This is a genomic window from Paenibacillus arenilitoris (genome assembly GCF_014705655.1).
Lineage (GTDB): Bacteria > Bacillota > Bacilli > Paenibacillales > Paenibacillaceae > Pristimantibacillus > Pristimantibacillus arenilitoris.
In genome coordinates, this window is record NZ_JACXIY010000028.1 from 76708 (window position 1) to 95221 (window position 18514).

The window sequence follows — 18514 nt, forward strand, 5'->3', positions numbered from 1 at the left end:
TCCATTTTCATTAAGCGAACGGGCAGATTTGCGAAATGGCCAGGCTTGATTGTTAGTGATTACGCTCCCTCGGATAACGATACACTACCCGTACTTCTTCAATCGAATTACATTCCATGACCGTTTACTCAACAATGCGGTTACTTCTTCGTCCTGCACTTGAGCGTTGCCCCCGTTGTGGGGAACTACCCTGTTCGGAAAAATCGCCGTGTTGACCGCTTTAATATCCTCGTGCTCCAAAACAAGATGCTGAATGATTCGATAATCTGTAAAGCTGCGGATATCACATTCAAACAGCAGAGGCTCTGCTGGATTCCGGTTCACCGCGAATATCGTCAATTCCTCATTTCCTTCGTTATAGACGGCAATCGATTCGAGATATGGAACATCCGTGAAGTCCTTGCTGTCATACACAGGGGAAGAAATCACGGCATGCAATGCAGCCCCTCTTCCGTAATGCGAAACGTGAGCGAAAGGATAAAAAATGGTTTGAGCCCAAGCGGTGCCTCTATCAGAGGTCATAATAGGCGCAATGACATTCACAAGCTGTGCCAGACAGGCGATTTTCACTCGGTCCGAATGCTTTAATAAAGTAATGAGCAAGCATCCGACCAATAAAGCGTCTTCAAAATTATAAACGTCTTGGAGGAGTGGCGGCGCGATAGACCAAGGTTTAATTTTTTTATCTTGTTCTCGGGAATGGTACCAGACGTTCCACTCGTCAAATGCAAGATGGATGGTTTTTTTACCATGTTTTTTTCCTTTTATATAATCGCAAATGGATGCTACGGTTTTGATAAAAGAATCCATGTCCAGCGATTTCGCCAAATAATTAGAAAAGTCGTTCTCCGGGTTCCCATAATAGCTGTGTAGCGATAAATAGTCTACATGATCGTAAGCCAGATCGAGCACGGTGGCTTCCCATTGGCCGAATGTAGGCATGCTGCTGTTGGAACTGCCGCAAGCAACCAATTCAATCTCGGGATCTACCCACTTCATAACCTTGGCTGCTTCGGTCGCCAAACGTCCGTATTCGTAAGCCGTTTTCGCGCCGATTTGCCACGGGCCGTCCATTTCATTGCCGAGACACCAGGTTTTGATGTTGTGAGGTTTTTGATAACCGTGAGAAATTCTCAGGTCGCTCCAATACGAACCGGACGGATGATTGCAATATTCGACCAGATTCCGCGCAGCATCGATTCCACGGGTTCCCAGATTGATGGCCATATATACTTCGGCATTAACTCGTTTAGCCCATTCCGCGAATTCGTTCGTCCCGATTTCATTCGGCTCAACGGTCCTCCAAGCCAAATCCAAACGGCGCGGCCTGCTTTCCCGGGGACCGATCCCATCTTCCCAATTATAGCCGGAAACGAAGTTTCCTCCGGGGTATCGGACAATCGGTACTTGTAAATGCTTCACCAGATGGATGACATCTTGGCGAAACCCCATCTCATCTGCCGATGGGTGACCGGGCTCATAGATCCCGCCATAGATCGCTCTCCCGAGGTGCTCGATAAATGAACCGAACATGCGTTTATCGACGTTTGCGATAATCAAATTTTTATCCAGAATCATCTTGGCCTTCATCGGACCAGCTGCGTGAATAGGGTAGTCCGGCATTTTTTCACCGCCTATGCACAAACTTTCTGAAAGTGTATGCTTCCTGCGGCCCGATCATTCGATAATCCTGCGGCGGCATCCGTAATGCTCCTTGAAATGTTCTAACATAGTCGAACAAATAAGAGGCCCCGCAAGTTCGACCGGATTCTGCTGGGAAGCCTCATATTATTAAGCTAACGGGCAGAATAGTATGGAGAAGCCTTTAGGTTTTTTGTTGCAAATACAATAAAAGTGATCTAATATTGTCTTACCACATTTGAAAAAAACAATATTAGTGGAGTTGCAAATATGAAGGAAATCCTACGCGAAATTGGAATGATTGCCAGGGCTTTAGACTCTATAAGTAATATAGAATTTAAAGAATATGACCTAACAAAAGGGCAGTATTTATACCTTGTCCGAATATGTGAGAACCCAGGAATAATTCAAGAAAAGTTAGCTGAGATGATTAAAGTAGACCGAACAACCGCAGCTCGTGCAATAAAAAATCTTGAGATTAATGGCTTTATTGAAAAGAGAGATGATGAACATAACAAAAAAATAAAAAAACTGTTTCCAACAGAGAAAGGAGAAAGTGTATCTCCATTTATAAAAAGAGAAAATGATCATTCGAATAGTGTCGCATTAGCGGGATTATCCGAAAGTGAAGCAGAAACCATTTTTCATCTGCTTCAAAAAATTAGGAAAAATATTGAAATTGATTGGGAATTTGTAAAAAAGGGAAACAAGAGAAATTATTGATTTTATAAAAAGGAGCTATATTTAAAATGACTGTTAAAATAAAAAAGTGCAGCCTTGAAGATATACAAACACTCCAAGAAATAAGTATTGAAACATTCAACGATACATTTAAAGATCAGAATTCACCTGAAAATTTAAAAGTCTATTTGGAAAAAGCATTTAACTCTAAACAGTTGGAAAAGGAATTGTCCAATATCTCTTCGGAATTTTTTTTAATCTGTTTTAATGAAGTCCTTGCTGGATATTTAAAGGTCAATATTAATGATGCACTATCCGAAAAAATGGGTGATGAGTCACTCGAAATTGAGAGGATTTATATTAGAAACAAATTTCAAGGAAAAGGGCTTGGAAAATACCTGCAAAACAAAGCGGTGGAAATAGCTATTAGAAAAAACAAAAATACGATTTGGCTAGGCGTTTGGGAAAAGAATGAGAACGCAATTGCCTTTTACAAAAAAATGGGTTTTGTTCAAACTGGAGCTCACTCTTTTTATATGGGTGATGAAGAACAAATTGATCTCATAATGACCAAGACACTGATTTAATATGACATATTGGTACAGTAATAACTATTAAAATTAATCTATATGTAAGGATGCGTGATTCTAATGTTAAAAGGTCTATCTGCATTTCCACTAACGCCCATGAGTGAGACTGCAATAGATGAAGTAGCGTTTACAAAGCTGTTTAAACGTCTGGTATCAGCAAAGGTTGATTCGATTGGAGTATTAGGCTCGACTGGTTGCTATGCTTATCTCAGTCGTGAGGAACGTTTGCGTGTCACTCAACTTGCAGTCGAAAATGCTGAGGGAATCCCTGTTATGATTGGAATTAGTGCTTTGCGAACTCGAGATGTACTCCAATTAGCCGAAGATGCTCAAAGGGCTGGAGCTAGCAGTGTACTTCTTGCACCGGTTTCCTATCAGCAATTAACTGGTGCTGAGGTGTATTCGTTATATGAAATGGTGACTAAATCACTTTCTATACCGCTTTGTGTATATGACAATCCAAGTACAACTCACTTTCATTTCAGCGATGAATTACATGGGAATATTGCTCGGCTACCATACGTCTGTTCAATTAAGATACCTGGGGTACCACAGGGGTTAGATATTGCTAAGGAGAGAGTGAAACAGTTACGTGCTCATATTCCGAGCGATGTAACTATAGGTGTTAGTGGTGATCCTTATGCTGCAGTTGGCTTAAATGCCGGATGCGAAACATGGTACTCTGTACTTGGTGGTTTGTATCCTAATGTATGTGCAGGATTAGCACGAGCCGCAATTGCCGGGTTATCGGACGAAGCTGAAAGCCAATCAACACGTCTTAAACCCCTTTGGGAGATGTTTCAAAGGTATGGTAGTCTTCGCGTAGTTGCTACAATTGCAGAAATGCAGGGACTCATTGATGAACCGAGCCTTCCGTTACCACTACAAAGCTTAGATGAGACGGTTCGTCAAGAGCTAGGGAGTATTCTAATAAGGTTGCAAAATGAGTTTTCATTAAACTAACGGGCACTATAGCTCAACAATCAACAGCGGCAGCCGGCTACATGATCGGATGCCGCTGTCCGTTGAAGTAACGGGCAGATTTGTTCTAATAACTGTTATAATTGAACAGAATATACTCTAGGAGGATGAAGCAATGCTTGGTCTACCGAAAGGGGAAGTTTTTCTTATTCCTTGGACGAATGAGTGGGTAAAAGAATTTACAAATGAGAGTGAGAAGATAACATCTGAACTCGGTGAACTTATCCTAGCAGTTCACCATATTGGGAGTACAGCGGTTAAAAACTTATCTGCTAAGCCAATAATCGATATCGCAATCGAACTGAACGATTTTCAACTCGGCAACCATTGTGTTCAGGGCTTAGAACGACTTGGTTATGAATATAAAGGAACAGATATACTACCAGAAAGACATTACTTTAGTAAAGGAGAGCCAAGAACTCATCAGATACACATGTTCCAAACGGGCAATATATATCTGAAAAAGCAACTTGCTTTCCGGGATTATTTATTGAATGACAATGAGGCATTGGATGAATACCAGACTCTAAAAGAGACGCTTTCCAGAACACATCAAACCGACAAAATTACTTATTCCCACGCAAAAACGGACTTTATAAACAAGATTATGGAGAAGTTAGGATTAACCTAACGGAGAACGTTAGTTCAATGGAACAGCGTCAGTCTAGGACTTTGTTTTCTCGTCCGCAGCTGTCGCTGTTCCAATTTCTAAGGCCAGTCTAAAACTATTTTCTGCTGACACCTTTCGCTTGCTCGTCAGCCCGTCATAGCGGACGCCGGTTCGCGTACTCCGATTTGACCAGGGCGTACATGAACAGATCGTCGTACTTCCCCAGCGTAAATTCATATTGGGCGAGCAGTCCTTCCCGTCGGAAGCCCGCCTTCTCGAGCAGCCGCACGCATTGCGCGTTGGCCGGCTCGACGAGCGCCTGAATACGGTTCAGTGACATGGCCTCGAATCCGTAAGCGATCACGGCGGCTAGCGCTTCGCGCATGAGCCCTTGACCCCAGTGCACGGCGGACAGCTCGAAGCCGAGTTCCGCCCGGTGATGGCGATGGTCCCGGTTATGGAAGCCGCAGGAGCCGATCACTTGGCCTTCCTTCGTCTGCAGCGCCCAGCGGATACCTGCCTCCGTCTCGAAAATCTTGTCATACCACCCGATCTCATCCAGCGCGTCCTGCTCGGACTCGAACGGACTCATGCCGTAATGCTTCATGACCCGCTCGTCCGACAGGTAGGTCAACATGTCCCTGCTGTCGACGGCGGCCATTTTTCTTAATACGAGCCGGTCGGTCGTTAGAACCGGAAACGTCATCTTCATCATTCTCCCTCCTGAACGTATTTTAACATCACTTCCGAACGTGAGCATCCTTCTACTCCTTAGCAGCCTGATAGGTCATGCCGCTCTTCTTAATTAATTCACCCCCGCCTCCGCCGTGCTCACCGCGCATGTTCCCGATCGACCGATACAACGCTCTCCATATTGAGAAAACATACATTTATATCGGATAATGATAAGCATACACAAAATCCAATGGAATCCATATTACCGGTTATCAAAAAGGCGTTTACAACCGTGAAATATCCGAATCGTTCCGAACGATTCTGTTGGGAGCCAATTGCAAAATTGGCCCCTAGACATCCGAATCCTGTTCATGAGATAATGACTTAAACGATTAAGTTCAATCGAACCATTGCTGAACGAGCAATCGATGTCCATTGCCGCAGCAAGCGCGGAAGGAGCCATGCGCCATGAAGAAAGCTACGCTCAAGGATATCGCCAAAGCCGCCGGCGTATCGGTCGCTACCGTCAGCTACGTGCTCAACGACGCGCCGAATCAGACGATACCGGACGAGACGAGGAGCAGGGTGCTTGACGAGGCTAAGCGACTCAACTACGTGCCGAATCTGAACGCCAGATCGCTCGTGATGCAAAAATCCGGCCTGATCGGCATCCTGATCAACCGCCCCGCATCCGGCGGCTCCTGGAGCCGACTTCGTCATGCCCCCTTTGTCGACGGGCTTGAACGGCTGCTGACGGAGCGCGGCTACCACGTCGTATTATCCAGCCTAGACGCGGCCAACCCGAAGCTCGACATCATCTCGGAGCGCAAGCTGGACGGCGTATTCGTCGTCGACGCGAAGAAGGAAAGCTTCCACCTGATCTCGAGCCGCTTCTCGGAAGGCGTGCCGCTTATCGCGGTCGACGGCCTCATCGACGATCCGCTGTTCTATAAGCTGAACTACGATTACGAGGATGCCTTCGCGAAGCTGAGCGCCTCCTTCGGGCCCGAACAGAGCTACCTGATCGCGGAAAACGTCAACAATGCCGAGTTGGCCGCATCGATTGCGCAGAGCTCGGGCGTTCCGGCGGAACGCGTTCATGTCATGGAGAACGAGGCGCGGTTACACGCGTTTCTGAGCGGCAACGCCGACCGAACCGGCATCGTGCTTGGCGAATTCGCGGCCGCCGTTGCCTGCAACTATGCCGACCCCGCCAAGCTGGCCGTCATCTGCACCGCAGGCTGCCCCGAGATCGTGCCGGCCGCCGCCGTCCGTATCGCGTTCGGCAGCCGCAAGGCGGAGGCCGCGTTCGAGCTCATGCTCCGTCTGCTTCGCGATCCGCGGAGCGGCCCGTCGGATCAATACGTGAGGGTTAAGACCGTTAACGATTAATGGCGCTATTCGCGCGCCGCAGCAGCCCCGGGCGGCGATATATTGGATTCTATCCACTAATTTGCCCATGCCCAGTCAAAATCGTGCGCTATACTGGATTATTGCAGAAATAATAGGCGCTTTCGAGCTTCTCCGCCCTTTTGAAGCTGCTTTTGCTGGATGAAATCCAATATTACCGACGTTCTTGCCCAAATCCCGCGCCTATGCTGGATAAAATCCACTATAGCATCCGACCGACTCGGCGAACCGACACTAAGGTTCGCCTCAATCTTTCGTTACTTAAACGTTTAAGTTATATCATTTTAAGGAGGAATCGCCATGCTTCCATTCGCAAAAGAAACCAGCGCCCCGCCCGCCCCCGCTTCCATCTGGCGCAGCCGCGCCTTTCTGGCCGTGTTCACCAGCTACGGCGTCTCGCTGCTCGGCAACACCTTCCATAGCATCGCCCTGAACCTGTGGGTGCTGCAGACGACGGGCAGCGCGAAGCTGATGTCGGCCGTTCTGATCGCCCATCTGATCGTCGGCATGCTGTTCGGCCCGTTCGCCGGCACGATCGCGGACCGCGTCAACCGCCGCACGTTAATGTGGGCGACCGACCTGATCCGTTTCGCGCTCGTCGCCGCCATCGCCGTTCTGGTCTATTTGCCGAGTGTGCCGTTCTCCGCCATCCTCCTGCTGACCGGTCTGGTCGCTTTCGCCGGCACCTTCCGCACCCCAGCCTTTCAGGCCTCTCTCGTTGAAATCGCAGGCAAAGAGCAGCTGACGCAGGCGGTCGGCGCCATCAGCATCGCGGACAACGCGATCCGGATCGCGGGCTTCGCCATCGGCGGCATCGCCGTCGCCTCCTTCGGCGGCGCGGCCGCGATCGCGATCGACGCCGCGACGTTCCTGCTGTCGGCGTGCCTGCTCCTGTTCGCGGGGAAATTCCCCTACGCCGCGGATAAGCGCGCAGAGGCGAGCAAAACCTCCTTCAAGCAGGATCTGGCGGAAGGGTTCCGTTACGTCCGGCGCAACGAATTCGCCAGAGCCGCGGTTACGCTGCTGCCGCTCGTCATGTTCTTCTTCCTGTCAACGTTCATGCTCGTCCAGGTTATGGCCGTGCAGGTGTGGCAGGCGAGGCCTTTCGTCTTCGGCTTGCTGGAAGCGTGCATCCCTCTCGGCTACGTGGCGGGCGCCATCCTCATCATGCGCTTCGACAGGCGCTTGAAGCGAAGAGGCATATGGACGATGGGCAGCGTGATCGGCATGGGGCCGCTCTTCGTCGCGATCGCCCAAATGCCGTCGGCTCTCCCCGCCTTGCCGCTCGTCCTGCTCGTCGGCTTCCTCTTCTCGTTCAGCACGACGATCGTCTTCACCCGGCTCCGCGTCGCGATCGATCCCGCGCTGCAGGGCAGAGTATTCGGCCTGCTCGGCGCCTTGACCGGCGTCGCGCCGCCGGTCGGCCTCGCCCTGTTCGCTTCGCTGTCCGACAAGTACGGGCCGGCCGACGTCATGACGATAAGCGGAGCCGCGATGCTGCTATTGTGCGGAATCGCGTTCATCCGCATGAAGACGATGCGAGAATATGATTAGCCGGATTCCAAGTCATTTGGCCCTGCGCCTGCCCGCCACCACAGCATGCAGAAAAAAAAGAACCGCCATCCCCGGCGGTTCCCCTCTACCTCAATATGACCGTGCTGTATGCCGGCACGGTCAGCCGGCTGCCGTCCAGCGCGGCGGCGCCGTCCGTCGCACGGGCAATCTCCGCGAACGCGCCGAACGTCGCAGGCGCCTGCAAATCCGCCGTCTGTTCCTCGCCCGACAAGTTATGGACGACGAGCACGCGCTCCGTCTTCGTCATGCGGACGTAGACGCTCAGCTTCGGATTCGCGGGCTCCAGCTTGTATTCGGCGATGCCTCCGTCACGCAAGGCCGGCTCCTCGCCGCGCCACTTGATCAGACGGCGGTAATGATTCAGCAGCGACGCCTCATCGTCCGTCTGCGCTTCGACGGATACCGCGCCCGCCCCCGCGTTATGGCGCGAGCGCTCCCAGGTCGTCTGGCCCTCGCCGTTCGGGTCGCGGTACCAGATCATCGGCTCGCGGATGTACTCGTCCGGCTTCGCGCCCTGCATGCCGATCTCCTCGCCGTAATACAAATACGGCGTGCCCGGCAGCGTAAGCAGCAGCGCCGCCGCCATCCGCGCATGCTCGGCATTGCCGCCAAGCGCCGTCATGACGCGGTTCTGGTCGTGATTGCTCAGGAACGGAGCGTCCACGAAATTCCCGCCCGACGATTGCTCATAGACGCCGTACGCCCGCCCGAGCGAGAACGCGAGATCCGGGTCGCGTTCGCCGTCCGCCGCGCTTAGCAGCCGGTCGGCGAGATCGAAGTGGAACGCCGAATCCAGGGCGTTATCGAAATACGGCGCGATGACGGCGAGCGAATCCCACACCTCGCCGATCAAGTAGGCCTCGGGGCGGACCTCGCGCATCCCCGCGCGGAACTCCTGCCACCATGTCTTATTGGCGGCCTGCACCTCGGGCGAGGCGACGGTCGACTTAAAGTCGCCGTAAATATGCTTGGCGGCGTCGAGCCGGAAGCCGTCCACCCCCTGCTTCAGCCAATACTGCCCGATCTTGATCATTTCCTCGCGCACCTTCGGCTCGTCGAAATTAAAGTCGGGCATGCCGCTCCAGAAAACGCCCAAATACTTCGAGCCGCCGGCCGCATGCCACGGATTGCCGTCCACCGCGCCGCCCGCGTCCACCTTCTCGTCCGAAGGCACGATCGTGTACCAGCTCCGGTACGGGCTTCCGGCATCGGCGATCGCCTCCTTGAACCAAGGATGCTCGCTGCTCGAATGGTTCACGACGAGATCCATAATGACCTTGATGCCGCGTTTATGCGCTTCGTCCAGCAGCCGCTTCAGGTCGTCCAGCGTGCCGTAATCCGGATTCACCGCGTAGTAATCGGTCGTATCGTAGCCGTGATAGCTGGGCGACGCATTAATCGGCATGAGCCAGATGCCGCCGACGCCAAGCTCCTCCAAATAATCGAGCTTAGCCGTGACGCCGTTCAGATCGCCGATTCCGTCGCCGTCCGTATCGTAGAACGACCGGACGAATATTTCGTAAAATACCGTGCCCGGCTGTTCGTCGACCGCATAAGCCGCCGTCTGCGGCGTTCCTTCCCCGGCCGTTCCGCCGGCCGCCGCATCTTGAACGGCCGGCTCGTCCCCTCGGTTATCCGCCTCTTCCGCAGAAGAGCAAGCCGTCGTTCCCAATAGCGTCAACGCGCACAGCAGCGCCCCCAGCCGCTTCCGTCCCATGGCGATCATCCCTTCGAAGCGCCCGATGTAAGCCCCTGCACGAGGAAGCGCTGGAGGAAGACGAACAGCAGCGTGATCGGAATGGCGATGAGCACGGCGCCCGCCGCGAACAGCGTAAAATTGCTGTTCTGATACGAATTGACGAGCTCCCACATGCCGACGGCCAGCGTGTAGTTCTCCTTGGAGCGAAGCACCAGCCTTGCGAAAATAAAGTCGACCCACGAGCCCGTAAACGTCGTAAGCGCGACGTAAGTCAGCATCGGACGGGACAGCGGCAGCATGATGCGGATGAACACCTGCAAATGCGTCGCGCCGTCGATCCGGGCCGCTTCGTCGAGGCTGCGCGGAATCGTGTCGTAGAACCCCTTGACGACGAAGCCGCCGAGCACCGAGCCTGCAGAGTATACGATAATCAGGGCGGCGTGCGTGTCGAGCAAATTAAGCTGCAGCAGGAAAATAAATATCGCGATCATGCTCATGAAGCCCGGGAACATGCCGAGAACGAGCATGACGGTAAGAGCGTTCTTGCGCCCGCGGAAGCGGAAGCGCGACAGCGCGTACATGCTGAGCGTCGTCAGAATCGTCGAGAAGATCATCGTCAGCGTCGCGATCTTGAGCGTATTCACATACCAGAGACCGTAGCGGAAGCTCTGGCTCGTGAACAGCTCCTTGTAGTGCGCCAGCGTGAACGACTCCGGAATGAGGCTTTCGCTGTAGAGCGAAGCGCCCGGCCGCAGCGAGGACAGCACCACCCAAAGAGCGGGATAGACCGCGCAGACGGCGATCGCGATCAGGACGGCGTAGCTTAACGTCAAGCGAAGGAAGGTTCCGGGTTTGCGTCCCATTTTCATTGGATCATATCCTCCTCTTTGAATGACCGCGAGCGGCGATAGTTCCAGATGGAGAACGACGCCACGATCAAGAAAATAATGATGCCGATCGCCGAAGCCATATTGAACTGGCTGTTGTTCAGCGTCAGCTTATACAGCCACGTCACGAGCAGGTCGGTGCTGCCCGCGAACTGGTAGTCGCCCTTGACCGGATCGCCATTCGTCAGAAGGAAGATGACGTTGAAGTTGTTGATGTTGCCGGCGAACTGCATAATGAGAATCGGCGCGGTCGAGAACAGGATGAACGGCACCGTAATGATTTTGAACTTCTGGAAGCCCGTCGCGCCGTCCACGTCCGCCGCCTCGTACAAATCCTTCGGAATGGCCGTCAGCACGCCCATAATGAGAACCATCGACACGGGGATGCCGACCCACATATTGACGAGAATGACCGTCACCTTCGCCATGAACGGATCGGTCAGCCAGGGCAGCTTGCCGAGGCCGAAATAGCCCAGGTACTGGTTGATCGGGCCGAATTGGCCATTGAACAGGTTGCGCATGACGAGCAGGGAAATAAGCTGCGGAATCGCGTAAGGAATAATGAACAGCGTCCGCCACAGCTTTTTGAACCGAACGCCCTTCGACTCGATCAGCAGCGCGACGAGCATGCCGCCGAAGTAAGTCGTGAACGTCGCGATGACCGCCCATATAATCGTCCACGTAAATACGCCGAAAAACGTTTTGCTCCATGTTTTGAGCGTCAGCAGGTTCGTGAACGTCTCGAAGCCGACCCAGTCGACAAGCGACTTCGGCGGAATATGATTAGGCGACGCATAGTTGGTGAAGGCAAGCAAAATCATGAAAATGATCGGCATGATCGTCAGGAACAGCACGCCCAGCGCCGGCAGCGACAGCATGAGATGCGGAAAATTTTTGTCCGTCACATGCGCCCATGTCTGCTTGAAATTCGCCGGGGGGACGCCTTGCTCCCGCAGGGCGCCCGTCCGGTATGCATCGCGGATATTCATCGCGTAAATAATCAAAAATACGGCAAACACCAATAGCGTAATAATTCCGCCGATCAGCAGGTTGATGGAATGATCCCCTGCGACGCGGACCGTGATTTTACCCACTTTCTGAAGTCCTTGCGTCTTCTCGCCGAGCGTGACGACGCCCCAGATCGCCTTGCCTAAATTCGGAATAAAATAGAAAAGCGCCGCCGCTTCGACGGCGAGTAGAATGAGTCCTTTTGTAAACTGGCGGTTATACCATTGCCCAAGCCCCATGAAGAGTACGGACAAAACGGCCGCGGTGCTGCGATGACGATTCATGCCGCCCGGCTCCCTTCCTTTCATCTAAAAAAACGGATCGTTGTCGCGCTGTCGCATCTTTCGGAATAAACGTCGGTTCACCCGCCGAACCTGCTTCGGCGGGTGATTCCGGTGGATGAGCGGTGAACCGTTATTGCGCGGCCGCGCCGTTATTGGCGTCTTTGATTTGCTGCACCGCGTTGTCGAGCGCTTCCTTCGCGTCCTTGCCGGCGTTCCAAACGTCGGAGAAGGCCGCCGCGATCGGGCTCCATACGTTCGCCATTTCCGGGATGGAAGGCATCGGCGTCGATTGGTTGAACTGGGCGACGAACCCTTTGACGATCTCGTCGTTCTGCACGGCCGGATCGTTCGTCGCTTCCGTGTTCGCCGGAATCGCGCCTGTGATCTCGAAGTCCTTCAGCTGCGCTTCCTTCGTCGACGCGAAGCGTGCGAACAGACGCGCCGCCTGCGGGTATTCCGAGAAGCTGTTCACGTACCACGCTTTGACGCCGGAGAAGGAAGAAGCCGGCTGGCCGTTGATGCTGGGCAGCGGCGCTACGCCGAAATCGATGCCCGCGTTCCGGTAATCGCCGATCGTCCATGGACCGTTGATGTCCATTGCCAGCGTTCCGCTTGTGAACAAGCCTTTTTTGATATCGTACGTGACGTCGCCGGTATTCATCGGAAGGATGCCGTCCTTCAAGGAACCGTAGTATTTCACGCCGTTAACCGCGCCTTCGTTGTTCAGGCCGATATCGTCTTTGTTCTGGCCGTTGTCGCCGTAGACGTAGCCGCCCGTGGAGATGAACGGATAGTTGAAGTAGAAGTTGCCGATTTCCCACATCAGGGCGAACTTGTTGCTGGCCGGGTCGTTGTACGTTTTGGCGAATTCGACGATTTCGTCGAACGTCTTCGGCGCTTCCTTGATCAGCGCTTTGTTGTAGAACAACGCATACGTTTCGACCGAACGCGGATAGCCGTACAGCGTGCCGTCGTACGAAACCGCGTTGACGGCGATTTCGGAGTTCTCGGTTTTGGATTGCTCCTCGTAGAAATCGTTCGGAAGGACGAGTCCCGCCGTAATCGCGCGTCCGAGATTGTCGTGCGGGAACACGACGACGTCCGCGCCAAGGCCGGCCGGGCCGTCGGTCGTCAGCTTCGTCACCTGGTCCGCCGCGCCTACCTCTTCGAAACGAACCTCGATGCCGTATTTCTCGGTGAATTCCTTGGCGATCGCTTCGACGAACGGACGCTCCTCCTTGCTCTCCCATACGAGCAGCGACGCGCCTTCCTCCGGCGCGATATCCTCGCCTTCGGCCGCGCCCTCGTTCGCGTTGCCCGAGGCATTATTTGTCGGCGCGTTCGTTGCGGCGTTGCCCGCGTTCTCCGTATTGCTTCCTCCGTTGCCGCCGCCGCATGCCGATACGATAAACAAAGCCGCGACTAAAGACATGACAAACCACTTTTTCATGCTTGGATCCCCTTCCGTAATGGTGTTACCTGCTCTTTTGACCGAAAATAACGCCGCTTTTCGCGAATTCCGCGCTCCCTGCATCGAAATGCCGCTTGCCGCGCACGCTATGCTTGACGATTGGCAGAATGGCGTTTCATGCCTCCGGACAAGCATGCGCAAACGTTTGTGCAACAAGCATCGGGAAGTGCTTTGAAATCGCATTTTCAGCCGTTTTTTTGCGTTTTTTAACGGCTAATGTAATGATGTAAGCGTTTCTAATCGTGTTCTCATCATACAACAAGGGCAAGAGTTTGTTAAAACGTTTGCACAGTTCATTGCTTAATAAAAATAATGGCTTCTCTTCGATTTCCGCCGTCATTCTCGCTCTGCTTCAGTTTTTTAACATTTGTGAAACGCTTTGCCGCATTATATATTTACATTTAGACAACAGTTGCATTAGGATGAAGCATAGCATGCACACACGATTGCGCGATGGGGGCTCAATGATTATGGTTACCATTAAAGATATTGCGAAAGCCGCCGGCGTCTCTCCTTCTACCGTGTCCAGAGTCGTATCCAACCACCCTAGAATCAGCAAAGCGACTTCGCAGAAGGTAAAACGGATTATGGAAGAGATGGGCTACCACCCGAATATGATGGCCAAAAGCCTCGTCTCCAAAACGACACAGACGCTATCGATTATGCTGCCGCGGCCGGCCGAGGAGCTGTTCCAGGATTTCTTCTTCGGCGAGCTGCTGCGCGGCATACTGACGCAATCGACCCGGGCCGGCTACGATATGCTGCTGACGGCCGCCACCTCGCCCGGCGACGAGATCGAGACGGTATCCCGCCTCGTGCTCGGACGCCGGGTCGACGGCGTCATTCTGCTGTCGTCCCGTGTCAACGATCCGCTCATCGACATGCTGAGCAAGCACGATTTTCCAACCGTGCTGATCGGGCGCACGGACGATCACCCGAATATTTTGTCCGTCGACAATAACAACGAGCAGGCTGCCTATGACGCGACGCATCATTTGATTCTTCAGGGGCACGAGCGCATCGGCTTCGTCAGCGGGCCGCCTTCCCTCACGGTCGCGCAGGACCGGATGAAGGGCTATCGCAGAGCGCTGCGTGAAGCGGGCTTGCAGGCCCGTTCCGAATGGATCGTGGAGGGCGAGTTTTTGCAGCAAAGCGGCTACCGGGCGATGTCGTTCATGATGAGCCTGCCCGAGCGGCCGAGCGGCCTCGTCGTCATCGACGACGTCGTCGGCTTCGGCGTGCTGCGCGGCTTGACCGAGCTCGGCTACAGCGTGCCGGACGATCTGAGCATCGTCAGCTTCAATAACATCGCGTTATCCGAGCTTGCCACGCCGCCGATCAGCTCCATCGACATCGGCACGTATCAGCTCGGGTACACCGCCTCGCAAATGCTGATCCGGCTCATTCAGGAAGAGACCGTTCATCAAAGCCGCATCATCATCCCGCACCGGCTGATCGTGCGCGAATCTTCGATTCAAGCCTTACCCAAAAGGAGCTGACCCTATAGCATGACGAACAAAAAACCGTATTTGGTCGATGCCATCATCGGCAATTCCAAATTTCTCGCCTCGCTTGGCCGCACCGGCCGGATGTATCGCCTGTGGTGGCCGAACATCGATTTCCCGCAGCATGTCGATGCGGTTCGGACGGGGCTGCAGCGGGAAGGAGGTTCCGTCGCCTGGTTCGACGAGGAAGGCGGGGGCTGGACGCATGAAGCGGCCTATGTGCCCGCGACGAATATTTTGCGCGTGCAGGCTCGGTCTGCGGCCGATCCGGTGAAGGTGAGCAGCCTGCACTTCGCCGTGCCGGGCGAAGACCTTATCGTGCGCGAGTATACGTTCACGAATGAAAGTGACGAGGCGGTTTCGTTCTCGTTTATTATGCATTCGTCGTTCCGGATCGGCGAGAACAAGCTGTACAATACGACGATGTTCAACGAAGCCGAAGACGCTTTGGTTCATTTTCGCCATCGCTATTATTTTGCGCTTTCGAGTGCAAACGTGTGCGCAGGCTATCAAGCGGGACTGGCATGGGAGGACGCGCAAGGCGGCGAGCTTGGCGGCTCGGTTATCGATATGAGGCCGGACGGCGCTTTGAAATGGAAGATCGACGGGCTTGCGCCCGGCGCTTCCGCCACGATTCCCGTCTATATCGCGGCCGGCCATGACGAGGCCGGCGTCCTGCGGCAAATGCGGGCGGCGAAGCGCAAGCCGAGCTCCGAGTGGAGGACGGCGACGGAAAATTATTGGCGGACGTTTCTCGCGGCCGCGACGCCGTGCCCGCTGGACGATGCGGAAATCGCCGTGCTTTACGAACGATCGCTGCTCATGTTCAAGCTCATGTCCGATGAAGCGACGGGCAGCATTATCGCCGCGCCTGAATTCGACGAAAACTTCTCCCGTTGCGGCGGCTATTCCTACTGCTGGGGCCGGGATGCCGCGTTCATTACGGCCGCGCTCGATAAAGCGGGACTTGGCGAGCTGTCCGACCGCTTCTATGCCTGGACGCTTACGGCGCAGTCGCCGGACGGCTCGTGGCAGCAGCGCCATTACCACGACGGCAGCCTGGCGCCGTCATGGGGGCTGCAGATCGACGAAGGCTCATCCATTCTGTGGGGGATGTGGCAGCATTATTTGGAGAAGAGGGACGGGAGCTTCGCCGAGAAGGTATGGCCGGCCGTCGAGCAAGGCGCTTCTTTCCTGATCGGGTTCCTCGATCCGGAGAGCGGGCTGCCAAGGCCGAGCATCGATCTGTGGGAAGAGCGCGAAGCCTCGCACACCTATTCGTCCGCCGCCGTATATGGCGGGCTGACGGCGGCGGCGAGCTTCGCCGGGCTGGCCGGCCGCGCGGATCTGGCCGCGGATTGGACGGCTGCCGCCGAACGGATATCGGCCGCGATCGTGGACGATTGCTGGAACGGTCAGGCGGGCAGCTTTTATCGTGGAGTGAATCTGACGGTTAAGCCCGCCAAATATGAGCAAGCGGTGGCTGCGGGCGCGGAAGGCTATGTCGCGGAGCTTGCCAAAGGGTACAAAAAGCATGTGCTGAAGCATGATGCCGTGCTGGATATCAGCCTGCTTGGCCTCGCGGTCCCGTTCGGTGCGGTTCCCGCCGATCACGACTATATGCGCCGCACGGCGGATGCCGTGGAGCAGGCGTTGACCGTTCCCGGAGTCGGCGGCATCAAACGGTACGAGGACGACACCTACGTCGGCGGCAATCCGTGGATTTTGACGACGCTGTGGCTCGCCCATTACCGCATCCGGACCGGCAGCATTGACGAGGCGAAGCGGCTGCTGAAGTGGGCGATGGCGCACCGCACGGAGACCGGCCTGCTGCCGGAGCAAGTGGACAAAACGACGGGCGGGACGGCATGGGTCGTGCCGCTGACCTGGTCGCACGCGATGTTCGTCCTGACCGTCTTCATGCTCGCCGAAGCGGAGAGCGCCTAATACTGGCAGCAGCCGTCCGGAGCTTCCGGGGACTGCTGCTTTTTATTTCGGCGCCGGTCGGCGATCCTCGCCCCCCTTTTCACCGCCTCCGATTCCACCGCCTCATGATGCAATAAGTGCGAATTCGCTCTTATCGCCTCCGCTAACTCGCCTTCTAGGCACAATAAGTGCGATATCGCACTTATCCACCCAACCTCCGGCCGATTCGCTTGACAATCCCGCTCTTATTTGTAATAATTATAAACAAGGAATTAGTCTAATAATTAAACATTCCGTTATTTTCCGCTTCAAGCGTATTTACGGTTCGTTTATGGCGCAGACTACCACTCAGAAAGGATGATGACAATGCCGACTGTTCAAGATCATCTCAACTTGCAAATTGCGAACTGGAGCGTTCTTTATATTAAGCTGCACAACTTCCATTGGTACGTCAAGGGCACCCAGTTTTTCACGCTGCATGCCAAGTTCCAGGAATTTTACGAGGAAGCCGCGCTTCACGTGGATGAAATCGCCGAGCGGCTGCTGGCGCTGAAGGGCAAGCCGATCGCGACGATGAAGGACTATTTGTCGACCTCGAGCATTAAAGAAGCTTCCGGCATCGAGAACGCCGAGCAAATGGTCGATCAGCTGATCGCCGACTTCACCATCGTCATCGGGGAGCTGAGGGACGGCATGGAGGCCGCCCAAGCGGAAGGTGACGAGACGACGGCCGATATGCTGCTCGCGATTCATACGTCGCTCGAGAAGCACGTGTGGATGCTGAGCGCGTTCAACGGCCGATAAGGACCTGGTCGCAATCAAAAAAAATAACCCGCCGGGTTGCGAAGACACCTTCTTCGTCACCGGCGGGTTATTTCCGTTCCATATCAAACGATCAAACGAGCTTAACCGAACAGCTTCCCACGACATCGTCTCCCCATATCGCGAGCAGCCGGTCTTCGTCCTTCAGCGCGGCCACGCCGGCCGGCGTTCCCGTGTACAGGATGTCGCCCGCGCCAAGCCCGTAACGTTCCCCGACGTACCGGATCAATTCGGACACGCCGAACAGCATGTCCCGGGCGTTGCCGCGCTGCGCTTCGGAGCCGCTGCGCACGAGCACGAACTCCTTCTCCGCAAGCGCCGCGGCGCCCGGGTAAGGCAGCCAATTGCCGAGCGGCGCCGAGCCCTTGAAGCCTTTGGCCGCCAGCCAAGGCTGGCCCTTCGCCTTCAGCTTCGATTGCACGTCGCGCAGCGTCAAATCAAGGCCAAGCGTCATGCCGTCGACGCATAGGTCGGCATCCATGCCGGGCTCGTATGCGCGGCCGATGCGAAGCACGATCTCAAGCTCGAAGTGCACTTCGCCGACATCGCCGGGCAGCTCGATGACGTTGCCGTTCATCGGCGCGATCGCATGGGTCGGCTTCGTGAATACGAGCGGTTCGTCCGGCACCTCGTTGCCGAGCTCCAGCGCATGCAGCCGGTAATTCCGGCCGATGCAATAAATGTTCCGAATATCGCTTCCGTTCATCCGTTATTCAACCTCCTTAATCGTTCATCCCGTTTACCGTCAA

Annotated in this window: 17 protein-coding genes; 9 read left to right on the forward strand and 8 right to left on the reverse strand. The window is 54.5% G+C overall.

What is annotated here, in order from left to right:
- Positions 1-84: 84 nt before the first annotated feature.
- A complete protein-coding gene (gene arfA / locus IDH41_RS22050; RefSeq protein WP_317890796.1) occupies positions 85-1623 on the reverse strand; it encodes an arabinosylfuranosidase ArfA in 1539 nt (512 codons plus the stop codon).
- 288 nt (positions 1624-1911) lie between these two features.
- Here arfA and IDH41_RS22055 point away from each other — a divergent pair, with 288 nt between their 5' ends.
- The 4 genes from IDH41_RS22055 to IDH41_RS22070 all read left to right on the forward strand — a co-directional run bounded on the left by IDH41_RS22055 (position 1912) and on the right by IDH41_RS22070 (position 4524).
- Positions 1912-2364, forward strand: coding sequence for a MarR family winged helix-turn-helix transcriptional regulator (locus tag IDH41_RS22055; RefSeq protein ID WP_190864912.1), 453 nt, complete (start codon positions 1912-1914; stop codon positions 2362-2364).
- Between the two features lie 26 nt (positions 2365-2390).
- Positions 2391-2909, forward strand: a complete 519-nt coding sequence (locus tag IDH41_RS22060) for a GNAT family N-acetyltransferase (RefSeq protein WP_190864914.1) — start codon at positions 2391-2393, stop codon at positions 2907-2909.
- A 63-nt stretch (positions 2910-2972) separates the two neighbouring features.
- On the forward strand, positions 2973-3875 hold the full coding sequence (locus tag IDH41_RS22065) for a dihydrodipicolinate synthase family protein (protein ID WP_190864916.1): 903 nt from the start codon (positions 2973-2975) through the stop codon (positions 3873-3875).
- A 133-nt stretch (positions 3876-4008) separates the two neighbouring features.
- Positions 4009-4524 (forward strand): GrpB family protein, encoded by a 516-nt coding sequence (locus IDH41_RS22070; protein ID WP_190864918.1) that lies wholly within the window; start codon positions 4009-4011, stop codon positions 4522-4524.
- 133 nt (positions 4525-4657) lie between these two features.
- Here the strand turns inward: IDH41_RS22070 and IDH41_RS22075 are convergent, their stop codons facing one another.
- Positions 4658-5215, reverse strand: coding sequence for a GNAT family N-acetyltransferase (locus tag IDH41_RS22075; RefSeq protein ID WP_190864920.1), 558 nt, complete (start codon positions 5213-5215; stop codon positions 4658-4660).
- A 431-nt stretch (positions 5216-5646) separates the two neighbouring features.
- On the opposite strand from IDH41_RS22075, the gene IDH41_RS22080 reads away from it, so the two are divergent.
- Entirely contained in the window at positions 5647-6570 is a 924-nt protein-coding gene (locus IDH41_RS22080) for a LacI family DNA-binding transcriptional regulator (protein WP_190864922.1), read from the forward strand.
- Positions 6571-6888: 318 nt separating this feature from the next.
- Positions 6889-8142 (forward strand): MFS transporter, encoded by a 1254-nt coding sequence (locus IDH41_RS22085; RefSeq protein ID WP_190864924.1) that lies wholly within the window; start codon positions 6889-6891, stop codon positions 8140-8142.
- A gap of 85 nt (positions 8143-8227) precedes the next feature.
- On the opposite strand, the gene IDH41_RS22090 is transcribed toward IDH41_RS22085, so the two are convergent.
- From IDH41_RS22090 to IDH41_RS22110, 5 genes are all read right to left on the reverse strand, one after another.
- Positions 8228-9880: an alpha-amylase family glycosyl hydrolase gene (locus IDH41_RS22090; RefSeq protein WP_317890797.1), complete on the reverse strand. Its 1653-nt coding sequence runs from the start codon at positions 9878-9880 to the stop codon at positions 8228-8230.
- 5 nt (positions 9881-9885) lie between these two features.
- Complete coding sequence (locus IDH41_RS22095) at positions 9886-10725, reverse strand: sugar ABC transporter permease (protein ID WP_397328409.1); 840 nt, start codon at positions 10723-10725, stop codon at positions 9886-9888.
- Positions 10726-10727: 2 nt separating this feature from the next.
- The gene (locus tag IDH41_RS22100; protein WP_190864930.1) at positions 10728-12041 is read right to left on the reverse strand and encodes a carbohydrate ABC transporter permease; all 1314 of its coding nucleotides are present in this window, start codon (positions 12039-12041) and stop codon (positions 10728-10730) included.
- Positions 12042-12171: 130 nt separating this feature from the next.
- The gene (locus IDH41_RS22105; RefSeq protein ID WP_190864931.1) at positions 12172-13491 is read right to left on the reverse strand and encodes a sugar ABC transporter substrate-binding protein; all 1320 of its coding nucleotides are present in this window, start codon (positions 13489-13491) and stop codon (positions 12172-12174) included.
- A gap of 136 nt (positions 13492-13627) precedes the next feature.
- A complete protein-coding gene (locus IDH41_RS22110; RefSeq protein ID WP_190864933.1) occupies positions 13628-13852 on the reverse strand; it encodes a hypothetical protein in 225 nt (74 codons plus the stop codon).
- Positions 13853-13982: 130 nt separating this feature from the next.
- On the opposite strand from IDH41_RS22110, the gene IDH41_RS22115 reads away from it, so the two are divergent.
- From IDH41_RS22115 to IDH41_RS22125, 3 genes are all read left to right on the forward strand, one after another.
- Positions 13983-15011, forward strand: a complete 1029-nt coding sequence (locus IDH41_RS22115) for a LacI family DNA-binding transcriptional regulator (RefSeq protein ID WP_190864935.1) — start codon at positions 13983-13985, stop codon at positions 15009-15011.
- A gap of 9 nt (positions 15012-15020) precedes the next feature.
- Positions 15021-16964, forward strand: a complete 1944-nt coding sequence (locus IDH41_RS22120) for a glycoside hydrolase family 15 protein (RefSeq protein ID WP_190864937.1) — start codon at positions 15021-15023, stop codon at positions 16962-16964.
- A 339-nt stretch (positions 16965-17303) separates the two neighbouring features.
- Entirely contained in the window at positions 17304-17747 is a 444-nt protein-coding gene (locus IDH41_RS22125; protein ID WP_397328401.1) for a Dps family protein, read from the forward strand.
- A 91-nt stretch (positions 17748-17838) separates the two neighbouring features.
- On the opposite strand, the gene IDH41_RS22130 is transcribed toward IDH41_RS22125, so the two are convergent.
- Positions 17839-18471, reverse strand: a complete 633-nt coding sequence (locus IDH41_RS22130) for a fumarylacetoacetate hydrolase family protein (RefSeq protein ID WP_190864940.1) — start codon at positions 18469-18471, stop codon at positions 17839-17841.
- Positions 18472-18514: the final 43 nt, after the last annotated feature.